This is a genomic window from Paenibacillus herberti, from assembly GCF_002233675.1.
Lineage (GTDB): Bacteria > Bacillota > Bacilli > Paenibacillales > Paenibacillaceae > Paenibacillus_O > Paenibacillus_O herberti.
Genome location: NZ_NMUQ01000001.1, coordinates 2,130,876 through 2,143,398, shown reverse-complemented (window position 1 = coordinate 2,143,398; position 12,523 = coordinate 2,130,876). Strand labels below are relative to the sequence as shown.

Here is a 12,523-nt window from a genome sequence, read left to right as displayed (position 1 = left end):
GCGCTGGAGGCGATAACCCGATGATCAACGTGAAAAAAACAAAAGCCGATCGGGCCGTCGACGCGGTGCTGTATGCCGTAATGGCGGTGGTCATGGTCGTGACGCTGTATCCGTTCTGGACCCAGGTTGTCATCTCGCTGGACGGCGGTGCTGCCAGTGGGGCTGGCCTGATTCTGTGGCCGGAACAGATCACGATGGAAAGCTACAAGCTGGCGTTTCAGTTCCGCGAGCTCTGGACCGGTTATGGAAATACGTTGCTGCGAACGCTGATTGGCGTTGCGCTGTCCGTATTTTTCACCGCGCTAACCGCATATCCGCTGGCCAAAAAAGATTTGCCGTACAACAAAGTATTCACCGGCTTCATTCTGTTCACGATGCTGTTCGCCGGCGGGATGATTCCGAGCTACCTCGTCATCAAAGAGCTTAACATGCTCAACACCGTATGGGCGCTCGTCATTCCCGGCATGATCGGCGCGTTTAACGTACTGATTATGCGGAACTTTTTCCGGGGTATTCCGGATGAAATCGAGGAATCGGCACGAGTGGACGGAGCGGGTTATACACGTATTTTTTTCCAGATTGTACTGCCTCTCTCCAAGCCGGTGCTGGCGACAATTGCCCTTTGGGTCGGAGTCGGGCACTGGAACGCCTGGTTCGATGCGATGATTTATATCTCGGACCCGGATAAACAGGTGCTGCAAATGGTGCTTCGAAAAATCGTTATTCAGAACGATATGTCCGACATTAGCAATGTGATGAACAGCATCGGCAAATCGACTGCTTTCTCGGGACGGCAGCTACAGGCGACCGTCATCATGTTCTCGATAATCCCGATGTTGATCGTCTATCCATTCATCCAGAAGTATTTTGTCAAAGGTGTCATGATCGGCGCTGTTAAAGGATAGTCGAAGCTTCACCCATCCAATTCATAGGGAGAGGGACGGTTCATATGGCAAAAAGAAACCGCTTAACTATCGCGATGTCGCTTATTCTGACAGCTGCTTTGGCAACGGCTTGCAGTGGAGGAAACGGAAATTCTGGGGCAGAGAACAAGCCGGGAGCCTCGCCTTCTGGCACCGCTGGACCGGAGGCGAAGACGGCGCTGACATTCTGGGATTTGGACGGCAACGCTAAGGCAGATTCCGTCGGAGTCGCCGCTTTGAAGGGAAAATTCAACATCGATGTGGACTTCATCTCGTCCACACGGGAAGCGATGAAGGAAAAGCTTAATTTGCTCATCGTGTCCAACGACATTCCGGACTGGTGGAAGGAGCCTTCTTTCCCGGATTACGACAAGCTGATTCAACAGGATGTTGCAGCGGCGATTCCGCAGGAGCTGGTGGAGCAGCATATGCCGAAATACGTGGAGTGGCTGAAGCGGTACTTGGGTGATGATCCGTTCAAGTATGTACGCCGCGATGACAAGATTTACGCGCTGCCGGTTATTTGGGATCTCGGTACTGAAGGGCTGCAGCTCGCCTTCCGCGAGGACTGGATGAAAAAGGTTGGCATAACAAAAACACCGGAGACAATCGAGGAAATGGAAGCGGCGCTCACGAAGTTCCGCAACGACGATCCGGACGGCAACAGCAAAAAAGACACCTATGGGATTACGGCGGCCTCCGGCGACATCGAGATTATGTTCAGCTCCGTCTTCGGCGCGTTTGACGCTTATCCGAACATTTTCCGGGAGAAGGATGGCAAGATCGTACGCGGTGAAATCCAGCCGGGAGCAAAACAGGCGCTGGAAGTACTGAACCGCTGGTACAAAAACGAGCTGATCGATCCCGAATTCGTCGTCAACAAAGCGAACAACGTCGAGGACAAGGTGTTGGGCGATAAAATTGGTTCAATCGAGTATTACTGGTGGGCGCTCATTCCTGGTAATGCCTTCATCGGTGGACAGCAGTGGTACGACAAGCTGAAAGCAAAACATGCTGACTTCTCATTCGCTACTGTTGGCGGGGTCAAAGGTCCAGAAGGACATTCCGGCATTTCGCAGTACAATCCGGCCTTCGCTTCCGGCATCATGTTCGGCAAACAGCTGGAGAAGGATCAAGAGAAGCTGATCAAGTACATGCAAGTATTTGAGGCGACTCAGTTCGATCCCGAATCCTACGAGAAGCTGCAGTTCGGCATCGAGGGCACTCACTGGAAGAAGAGCGACAAGGGTATGGTGGAATTCATCGCTCCGTACGACAACGAGGATGAGCGCAAAAAAGCCGGTATCGGCAATGTGTACTCCATGACGGGCTCCTTTAATGATTATGATTTCCAAACATCTTACACCTCGGATGAGAGCTTGCGTCAGCTCGCCACAGATACGAGGGCGAAGGGTTCGCGAGAGATGGATATTCTGGCGCCGTTCAGCAAGCCGGTTTACAACGAAACCCAGGATAAGCTGGAGCAGCTGACGACGACCACGTTTATTGACTTTATTACAGGACGCAAATCGCTAAACGAATTCGACAGCTTCGTGGAAGAGTGGAAGAAGATGGGCGGAGACAAAGTGCTGGAAGAAGCCCAGAAGGTATACGACGAAAATCTGAAGCCTTAACGCATAGGGAGGACGATTCATGTTTACGATTGGGACGGAGCATCTGACAGTTGAAATGAATAACGAGGGATCCATCAGCGCCTTGACGGGCGCTGACGGTGCCCGGTACGAGTCGAAGTCGCATCCATCTCCGCTTCTGAGGCTTGTCGTTAGCGGAGAGATGCACTCCCCGCTACAGGCGGCGTTTGACGCCCCATCGGGACGCATTACGCTTTCGTATGCGGACGGCATGGAAATTACCGTTTCGGCTGAGAACCGCGGGAGATACACGACATTTGAGGTGCTGAATGTGGCAGGCGGAAGTCCGGATGCGGTCATCTGGGGTCCTTTTCTGACGACGATCGGCGGCTCTATTGGAGAGTCTGTCGGCGTTGTACATGATGGCGAATTCGCCATCGGTGTCCAGTCGCTTAATGCAAAAACGGTCGGCGGCTGGCCGCTGGAGCTGGATCGGCATGAGTCGATGCCGGAGTCGTACAGTCAAGGCGGGAAGCCCAACCCCGACGGCCGTCAAATGACGGACAACAAGTTTGAGCATCATGTCTGTACGGCATGGCCGACGATGGACGGAGGAAGCGGCTTGCAGGCGTTTGCCCGCGACCGCTCCAAGCCTGCGACGCGTCCGGCGTGGAACCTGGCCGCTACAGATGTCATTCCGATTGAGGGCGAGGACGCCCGCATTGAGGGCACGCGGCTTGCGCTGTTCGGCTGTCCGGTAGATCAGGTACTTGACGTCATCGAAGAGATCGAGCTTGGCGAAGGTTTGCCGCATCCCATGATCGAGGGAGCGTGGGGCAAAAAATCACCAGCGGCGAACCAATCTTATCTCATCACCGATTTTACGGAATCGACGATGGCCGATGCGCTGGATTATGCCAAAAAAGCCGGTTTGAAGTATGTGTACCATCCTGATCCGTTCGTGCAGTGGGGGCATTTCAAGCTGAAGCCCGGCAGCTTTCCAAACGGCGACGAAGGCCTCAAAGTCTGCTCTGATCTGGCGGCGGCGGAAGGTATGCATGTTGGCATCCATACGCTCAGCAACTTCACGACGCTGAACGATCCTTATGTGGCGCCAAAGCCGGACGCCCGCTTGCAGCCTGTCGGCACTTCGACTTTGGCCGCAGCGCTCGGAACTGAAGATAACGAGGTTGAGATTGCCAATCCTGCGCCGTTCACCGCTGAGCTGTTCCGCAGAACGGCCCAGATCGGCGATGAGCTGATCGAGTTTGAATCCGTTTCAGAAAGCGCTCCTTGGAAGCTGCTCGGCGTTAAGCGCGGTGCAAACGGAACCGCCGTCTCGGCTGATGTCGAGGGAGCCGCGATAGCTCGTTTATGGGATCATCCTTATGACGTCGTGTTCCCAAACAATGAGCTGCAGGACGAATTCGCGGACCGGATTACCGAGCTGATGAATGGGGCGAACTTGAAACAAATCTCGTTTGACGGTTTGGAAGGCGTATACGCGACCGGTCAGGATGATTACGGCGTGGTCAGGTTCGTCGAGAGACAGTACCGGGATTGGCAGCAAGAGGTCATCAACGATGCAAGTATTGTCGTGCCCAATTACCTCTGGCATATTTGCACCCGTTTCAATTGGGGCGAGCCATGGGGAGCGGAAACAAGAGAAGGGCAGATGGAATGGCGGCTTAGCAATCAGCGGTACTTCAAGCGCAATTTCATTCCTCCGATGCTGGGCTGGTTCCTCGTCCGTTCGGCATCCGAACGGTTCGAGGCGACGGCGCTGGATGAAATCCAATGGGTCTTGTCCAAAGCTTCCGGCTTTACTTCGGGATTCGCGCTTGTGGCCGATTATGCCGTGCTGAAGCGAAACGGCAACATCGACCAGCTTCTGGCGGCGGTTTCCGTGTGGGAGGCTGCGCGCCGGGCGGGAGCGTTCAGTGACGAGCAGCGTGAGCGGATGGTCGATCCGAAAGGTGACTGGCATCTAGAGGCGGACGGACCGGGGCGGTGGAAGCTGTATCCGGTGCATATTCCCAAACCGTTTGTATGCAGTCCGACAGAGCTGCAGCCTGGCCAACCGGGAGGCTCGGACTGGGCGATATTCAATAAATACGAGGCGCAGCCGCTTCGCTTCACGATGCGTGTCCGCCCGGTTTACGGCAACGAGGACGCTTCGGTGAAACGCCCGACCTTTTACACCGACGGCTCTTATATGACCTTTGATACGGAAGTTAAAGCCAACGAATACTTGGTCTGCGACGGCGACCAGATCGGCCATATCTACGACATTAACTGGAACTTGCTGCGCACCGTTGAAGCGACGGCGGACGCACCAACTGTGCGTCACGGCGGACAGAACCTGTCGTTCAGCTGCAGATTCGAGGGCGATCCGAAGCCGGAAGTCAATGTGAAAGTGTTCCTGCGCGGCACCCCGGAAACGGCGGGTTGCGGAGAGGAATAGGCGCGGAGAATACAGCAGCAAACAAGCAACAGGCCCTTGCGCTAGCGCAGGGGTCCGTTGCTTGTTCGGTGTTCCATCCTGGAAAAGAGTTGTTTGGGCTTTTGTTTGATTTGCGATTATATTTTGTTCCAAATTAGCACAACCTTCCAAGGACTGGAAAAGTATAAAGTAACATCATAGACAAGGAGCGATGGAATATGGCTGAAAAGGGATGTATCAAATGTGGAAGCAAGGACGCTAAAACCAAAGAAGTGGCCATGACCGGCACGGGCCTTTCCAAGATGTTTGATGTTCAGCATAATCAATTTGTCGTTGTGTATTGCGAGAGCTGCGGGTATTCTGAGTTTTACAATAAACAATCGTCTACCGGTTCAAACATTATCGATCTCTTTTTTGGTTGAGGATGGTAAAGGTGAGAAAACCACGATGGCTTTGGAAAACATCGATAGCAATATTGTGTATTGTATTAATAGGATTTATCGTGTTCGCTTGGTTATTCCCGATGAAACTGACAAATCCGGCGGCTGACCCAGCCATTGATCAGACTTTGAGAGGGGTTATTACGGAAAGGTATCACACCTTAAACATTCCAGATTTTGAGATGGAGGATATCGTTCATAAAGAATGGACGAACGATGGTGTGATTGTATTTTATACAAGGAAATACGGTCAATTAGTTGAGAAATCCGCTGATTTGAACTTGGAATATTGGAAGAAGACCGTGTTAGGCTGGAAATGGGTTTCAGGTGGGAGTTATCAGTATAGCAGCCTTAACAAATTGAAGCAGGATAAGGGTTTGATCATTGAATATGTACCAGGAACTGAAACGGACAGGTCTGGGAAACTACCGATCGTCTATGGGGAATCATTTGATCCGGATGTTGTAACTATTGAATTGACTGATAAACAGACACTAAATAAGCAGGTTGCAAAAATGATCCAGATTCAAGATGGTCGAACGATCTGGTTTGTCCGATTTCCAAACTCCGATGGGATGAATATAGAAATTCAAGGCAAGGATGAAACCGGAAAAAATATAGTAAGAAGAATGCTCAAAACCGAAATCAATGCTTAATACCATACTCAAATATAATAAGAAGAAGCACAGTCTCTAAGCGGACTGTGCTTCTTTTGTTATGTTCCAACCGGCTCAACATCAATTCAAGACATATTCGGTTCATATTGATGGGATATGATGGTTCCATTCAGCCGCGAGCAGCGCGGGCGAGTGCTCTCGCAGGCTTCAGAAAACAAGGAGGCACAACAAATGGAATCCGTCATTGAAGTGAATCAATTAGTCAAAAAGTACCGCAAAGCCGAAAAGCCAGCCGTAGATGGGATTAGCTTTGAAGTCGGGAAAGGCGAGTTTTTCGCGCTTCTCGGGCCAAACGGAGCCGGGAAAACGACGACGATCAGCATTCTCACAACTACACTCACTAAGACCTCAGGAAGTGTACGCATCGCGGGTTGGGACATTGAGAAGGATGCGGCGCAGGTGCGGCGGAATGTCGGTATTATTTTTCAGAACCCGAGTCTGGATCTCGATTTGACCGCAGAGGAGAACATCCGGCTGCATGCCAGCATATACGGCGTGTTTCCGTATCGACCATTGTACCGGATGATGCCGGCGGCGTACCGCAAAAGAGTAGAAGAGCTCGCGGAGGTTGTTGGCCTGAGGGATAATCTGTTCCGCAAAACGAGAGGGTTTTCCGGCGGTATGAAGCGCAAGCTGGAAATTATGCGCAGTCTGATTCATAAACCGCAAATTCTGTTCCTGGACGAACCGACCCAAGGGCTTGATGCATCAGCGCGCCAATCGATATGGGCTTATCTGAAGCAACTTCGCCAAGAGGAAAATCTGACCGTGTTTCTGACTACGCACTATTTGGAGGAAGCGGAAGAAGCGGATCGCGTCTGCATGGTGACCGGCGGACGAATCGCCGTGCTCGGTACACCGGATAAAATCAAGCGGCAGCTTGCGGGGCCGGAGCGGATAATGCTGGGATCGGAGGAGCTGGAGAGCTTGAAATCCGAGCTGGATGGACTAGGCGTCGCTTACGAGCAGCAGCAGGACACGCTTGCCGTTTTCCCGGGGCAGCGCAGCGCTCAGCAGATCGTCTCCGGCATCCGCACTCCGCTCAGTCGTCTCGATATCCGCCAGCCAACGCTTGAAGAAGCTTATCTCAGCTTAATTCAAGGAGGCGAGGCCGTATGATCGCTGTCTGGAGAAGAGAGACAAATGCGACTGCCGCCATCGCGGCGCGTGACATTACAAAAAGCTTAAAAAACCCGACGTTGCTCATTGTATCCCTCATTATGCCCCTGCTGTTCATGGGAATATTGGGCGGCAGTCTGAACCAGAATATGGCAGGTGGGCTCGGTTTCAATTTTCTGCAGTTCATGATGATCGGCATGATCGTCAACAGTACTTTTACCGGGCTGATTACGGGGATGAGCTCGCTTATCGAGGAACGCGATCAGAATCTAACGCAGGAGCTGTTCGTCAGCCCCATCTCGCGGTATTCCATTATTATCGGAAAAATGATTGGCTCCAGCTTCACCAGCCTGATCGGGCTGATCGGCATTTTGATCGTCGCTGCGGTCATGGGCATTCCGCTTGGCGGCTGGCACATCGTGTACGTATTCCTATTGACCCCGCTTTTCTGCCTGGTTGGGGGATCACTCGGCATTCTGTTCATCGGCATCGTCAATGACAGCAAAACAGCCGACATCGGCTCCATGATGCTCATTATGCCGCAGATGTTCCTAGCCGGAGCGCTCACGCCGATCCAGCATTCTACCGGCATTTTGGCCTTCCTCGCGAAGCTGATGCGGATGACCTATTGCATTGATCTGGCGCGGGCGGTATTCTACGCGGGTACTCCGATGTATGATCAAATTGTATTAAACTCTCCGGCGCTCAATCTGACCGTGATGGCTGCTATATTTGTACTGTTCACAGTAGTCGGCACGATGTTGTTTGTTCGATCGGATAAAAACAGGTAATTTGGATTAATCAACAACGACGTTGTTCATCCAGCAGTTAAAAGAGAGCAGATTCAGTGGGAGAGGAGGAATAGGCGATGCCGCATATTCTCGTTGTTGATGACGACAGTCATATTCGGGAGTTAGTTGTTCATTTTATGGAAAAGGAAGGATTCGTTACGACAGAGGCGGCCAGTGGACGGGAAGCGCTGGATCGATTATCCGAGACGTCAGTTGATCTGGTCATTCTCGATGTAATGATGCCAGGCATGGACGGCTGGGAGCTGTGCCGCAGGCTGCGCGAGGAGAACGGGGAGTTGCCGCTGCTCATGTTAACAGCCAAGGGTGAATCCATGCACAAAATCAAAGGGTTTGAGCTTGGGACGGACGACTATGTAGTTAAACCTTTTGATCCACTGGAGCTCACCGCCCGTGTCAAGGCGCTTCTGAAGCGTAGCCGTATCGCGGCATCCCAGCAGGTCCGAATTGGTGAGTTGACCCTGGATCGCAAAACCTTTGAGTGCAGCATCGGCAAGCAGGAGCTGACCTTGCCACGCAAGGAGTTTGAGCTGCTGTTCCTGTTGGCCAGTTATCCCGGTAAAACGCTCGTCAGGGAGCAGCTGGTCGAGCAGGTATGGGGGTATGACTATGAGGGGGACGAGCGGACGCTTGATGTCCACATCAAACGCCTGCGTGATCGCCTGGAGAATGCCGAGCATGTAGAGATCCGCACGATTCGGGGACTTGGCTACCGGTTGGAGGAGAAACCATGAAACGGCCCTCAGGCAAAATTAGCGCCAGAATTCGCGGGTTGCTGGGGAGATTGGCCTTCATCACCTGGATCACCGCATGCTGGACGCTCGCTTTTTACTTGGTGGAGCTTTCGGGATGGCAGCCTGTTCCCCTTATCGAGCATCTCGTTACTACTTTGCTTGGTTTCTTCCTGTTTTGGCTCACGTTTCTCATCGTTGCGCGATTCGTGAGCAACCGAAGGCTGGAGGTGTTCCAGACCATTCATGACGCGCTGCGGCGGATTGCAAACGGGGACTTCAAAGTGGAAATCAGCTTGCCTGAACAATGGGATGACAGCGACCGCTTCAACCATTTGGTGCAGGGAATCAACGATATGGCAGCTGATCTGGGCAAAATGGAGATTATGCGTCAAGAGTTCATCTCCAATGTCTCGCATGAGATTCAGTCTCCTCTTACTTCCATCAGCGGATTCGCCAGCGCCTTGAAGGACCAGAGCCTTCCACCTGCTCAGAGGAAACATTACCTCGATATTATTGAAGAGGAGAGCCTGCGTCTGTCCCGCCTGTCGGAAAATATGCTGAAGCTGGCTTCGCTTGATTCCGATCAACATCCATTTTACCCCGAATCGGTCCGGTTGGACCGGCAGCTGCGGCATGCTGTACTATCGCTGGAACCGCTCTGGAGCCATAAAAATCAGGAGATTAGCGTCATCCTCGATCCGCTGGAGGCGGAGGTGGATGACGACTTGCTGCATCAGGTATGGATAAATTTACTGCATAATGCGGTTAAATTTACCCCGGAGGGCGGGTCGATCAGCGTCAAGCTGCATCGCAGCGGCGAAGAGGCAGTGATCGCCATTGAGAACTCAGGAGCTGGAATTCCGGAGGAAAGTTTGCCTTTTTTATTTGACCGGTTTTATAAGGTGGATCGGGCTCGAACTCGCGAAGGCGGAGGCAGCGGTCTTGGACTTTCGATCAGCCGTAAAATTATGCAAATACACGGCGGTCGTATCGAAGCGATCAGCATCGCAGGAGTAAGCACGGTTATGACAGTAACGATGCCGCTGCACCTTGCTGGTGGCGAATAAGAGGTCGGCGGCTTGAAGCGATTCTATTAATCCGCTAAGATGTAAGGTACGTTCGACAGTTGTATCTCATATGCTGTCTTAGCAAATGCTGACGTTAATCTTGTTCAAGGAAAGCGGTGTGTACGTGCAAAGACCGATAGCCATCCTAGATTCCGGAGTAGGGGGATTGACGGTTGTCCGCGAAGTGATGCGTCAACTGCCGCGCGAGAAGGTCATCTACTTCGGAGATACCGCACGAACGCCCTACGGACCTCGGCCGGCGGAAGAAGTCATCCGGTTCACGAGAGAGATCGTCTCCTATTTGATGCAGTTTAAGCCTAAAATGATTATTATCGCCTGCAATACGGCAACGGCAGTTGCTTTGGAGGAAATCCGCAGTTTCGTGGACGTACCGGTGGTCGGCGTCATCAATCCCGGTGCTCGTGCGGCTATCAACAGTACCAAATCCGGCGTTGTCGGAATCATTGGTACGGTTGGAACAGTCCGTAGCCGCGCTTATGAAGAAGCCCTCAAACGGCTCAACCCTAATATTCATGTAGCCAGTCTGGCCTGCCCGCAATTCGTGCCGCTGGTGGAGCAGGGTAATTTCCGCTCCGACGAGACGGATGAAACGGTACGGGATTCGCTGACTCCACTCAAAGACATTCCGCTCGACACGCTCATTCTCGGCTGCACGCATTACCCATTCCTGACCGAATCGATCGGCGCAGTGATGGGGCCAGGCGTGAAGCTGATTAGCTCCGATAGCGAGACGGCCCGTGAGATGAGCACGATTTTGCAGGAAACAGGCAAGCTTGCTTCACAGCCTGAGCTTCCTGTACATCAGTTCTTCTGCAGCGGTGATCCTCGTATATTTAAGCGCATTGCTCAGCAATGGCTGGGTAAACAAATCGTCCTTACGCCAGTTGTCTGGCAAATTCCACAAATCGGCTGATTGGTAGGCCGTTTGGCTGCGTGCATTGATCATCTGTTGATTTCCAGCTCAGCCGTAGGCTGAGATCGGAAGTTATCGGCGATCAGCATAGCAGCCTTTTTCTCATGCCGTTGGCGGGATACCTTGGTTAATGCTGGCATATAGATGCAGTAGGAGACAAGGGAGGCGGCGAATATGAACAGGGACAGGTCAGGGAAAATCGTACAGGCTTGCCGTTATGGTCCTGCTCAGCTGGCAGTTGATCTGGATACGCTTCAGAGTCGCTACCGGGACATGCATCGTCAGCCAGTTGGTACAAGCGTTATGGGCAAACGACTGGAGTCACTGCGCATCGGCAGCGGACCGAGGTACGTGTTTGTCAATGCGGCATTCCATGCTAACGAATGGATTACGAGCCTGCTGCTCATGATGTATGCGGAGGAGCTTTTGGAACGACAAGCTTCCGGTGAGGGCGTCATTAATGAGCTGACGGTGTGGCTGCTGCCCATGGTCAATCCTGATGGGGTCGAGCTGGCGCTTAACGGGGTTCCGCCGGAACATCCATATGGCAGACAGTTGTTGGAATGGAATGAGGGCAGCACGGACTTCAGCGCTTGGAAGGCGAATATCCGTGGTGTTGATCTCAATGATCAGTTCCCAGCTTGCTGGGAACTGGAAAAACAGCGCCGTGGCAAAGCCGGACCCGGGCCGCGCGACTATCCCGGCGACAACCCGCTGAGCGAGCCCGAATCGCGAGCAGTCGCCGCTCTGACAGAACGGGAATCGTTCGACATGGTGGCTGCGCTGCACACGCAAGGGGAAGAAATATACTGGAACTACCGGGGGCTTGAGCCGCCGGAGTCGGAGGCAATTGCGGAGCGGCTCAGTTATGCCAGCGGATATGCTGCGGTTGCACTGGCCGACAGTGACGCCGGCTACAAAGATTGGTTCATCCAAAAGTTCCGCCGCCCTGGCTTTACAATTGAGGCTGGCCTAGGGGAGAATCCTTTGCCCTTGGAGCAGTGGCCGGACATGTACGGTAAGGTTCAATCCCTGCTTGATGAACTGCTGCGAATCGCGAGATGCAGCTGACAGGAGCCTATTGGCTCCTCAGATTGTCGAGAAACCCTGCCGTCTTGTTTCAAGACGGCAGGGTTTCTCTTTGTATACAGAACTATTGATGCTCAAGCATCCAGGTTCATTATTGTATAAATTGGTGATATTATACAATAGGGATAAGTCACCAAACCGTAGATACCCAACGCTAATCCTTATCCTTATTTGCGATAAGATTCTTCTCTCACTTCCATTTTTAAACTGGGGGTAACAGTAAAATGAAACACAGAAAAAGAATGATCCTTATCCTATTATCTACAATTATTCTTTGTCTGTTTATTACTACTCTTTCACCTCTCTTACAATCCGTCGGGATCTAATATTCAAACTTCAACCGATAAATAGTTTGATTGTAAAGGTCAATGAGACCGATATTAAAAATAACAAAGAGGCCCAATACTTTACAGTAAATAAGGGTAAAGACCTTCAAACGAATAATAGTCTTAATGGGTATTACTTAAAGAAGTATGGATTCATTTGGGTTATTGATGGCATTGGAGCTCCTTGAGTAATATTTTCAACGTGAGAGTAGGGTTGAATACCCAATTCTCACGTTGAAAGACTTTCTCGACAACCAGCGGAGCCTATCGGTTCCTTTTTCTTATATGAATATTTGCAACCGTGAGAACGGATGTTTCGTATAACTCTTACCGGTGTTTAAAAGCAAAACAATCCGGATATCCTGTTCTC

Annotated in this window: 11 protein-coding genes; all 11 read left to right on the top strand. The window is 51.9% G+C overall.

The window, feature by feature from the left end; all coding sequences use genetic code 11:
* The first annotated feature begins 20 nt into the window (after window positions 1–20).
* The 11 genes from CGZ75_RS09890 (at window position 21) to CGZ75_RS09840 (ending at window position 11,809) form a co-directional block, all read left to right on the top strand.
* Entirely contained in the window at window positions 21–905 is an 885-nt protein-coding gene (locus CGZ75_RS09890) for a carbohydrate ABC transporter permease (RefSeq protein ID WP_089524015.1), read from the top strand.
* A 44-nt stretch (window positions 906–949) separates the two neighbouring features.
* Window positions 950–2,557: a type 2 periplasmic-binding domain-containing protein gene (locus CGZ75_RS09885; protein ID WP_089524014.1), complete on the top strand. Its 1,608-nt coding sequence runs from the start codon at window positions 950–952 to the stop codon at window positions 2,555–2,557.
* A 19-nt stretch (window positions 2,558–2,576) separates the two neighbouring features.
* Window positions 2,577–4,979, top strand: coding sequence for a hypothetical protein (locus tag CGZ75_RS09880; protein ID WP_089524013.1), 2,403 nt, complete (start codon window positions 2,577–2,579; stop codon window positions 4,977–4,979).
* Window positions 4,980–5,176: 197 nt separating this feature from the next.
* Window positions 5,177–5,380 (top strand): zinc ribbon domain-containing protein, encoded by a 204-nt coding sequence (locus CGZ75_RS09875; protein ID WP_089524012.1) that lies wholly within the window; start codon window positions 5,177–5,179, stop codon window positions 5,378–5,380.
* 11 nt (window positions 5,381–5,391) lie between these two features.
* Entirely contained in the window at window positions 5,392–6,054 is a 663-nt protein-coding gene (locus CGZ75_RS09870; protein ID WP_089524011.1) for a hypothetical protein, read from the top strand.
* 192 nt (window positions 6,055–6,246) lie between these two features.
* Window positions 6,247–7,194: an ABC transporter ATP-binding protein gene (locus CGZ75_RS09865; RefSeq protein ID WP_089524010.1), complete on the top strand. Its 948-nt coding sequence runs from the start codon at window positions 6,247–6,249 to the stop codon at window positions 7,192–7,194.
* Window positions 7,191–7,985 (top strand): ABC transporter permease, encoded by a 795-nt coding sequence (locus CGZ75_RS09860; RefSeq protein ID WP_089524009.1) that lies wholly within the window; start codon window positions 7,191–7,193, stop codon window positions 7,983–7,985. Before CGZ75_RS09865 ends, CGZ75_RS09860 begins: the two co-directional genes overlap by 4 nt.
* A 77-nt stretch (window positions 7,986–8,062) precedes the next feature.
* Window positions 8,063–8,737: a response regulator transcription factor gene (locus tag CGZ75_RS09855; protein WP_089524008.1), complete on the top strand. Its 675-nt coding sequence runs from the start codon at window positions 8,063–8,065 to the stop codon at window positions 8,735–8,737.
* A complete protein-coding gene (locus CGZ75_RS09850) occupies window positions 8,734–9,804 on the top strand; it encodes a sensor histidine kinase (RefSeq protein ID WP_089524007.1) in 1,071 nt (356 codons plus the stop codon). Before CGZ75_RS09855 ends, CGZ75_RS09850 begins: the two co-directional genes overlap by 4 nt.
* A gap of 124 nt (window positions 9,805–9,928) precedes the next feature.
* Window positions 9,929–10,738, top strand: coding sequence for a glutamate racemase (gene racE, locus CGZ75_RS09845; RefSeq protein WP_089524642.1), 810 nt, complete (start codon window positions 9,929–9,931; stop codon window positions 10,736–10,738).
* A 174-nt stretch (window positions 10,739–10,912) separates the two neighbouring features.
* The gene (locus CGZ75_RS09840) at window positions 10,913–11,809 is read left to right on the top strand and encodes a M14 family metallopeptidase (RefSeq protein ID WP_089524006.1); all 897 of its coding nucleotides are present in this window, start codon (window positions 10,913–10,915) and stop codon (window positions 11,807–11,809) included.
* Window positions 11,810–12,523: the final 714 nt, after the last annotated feature.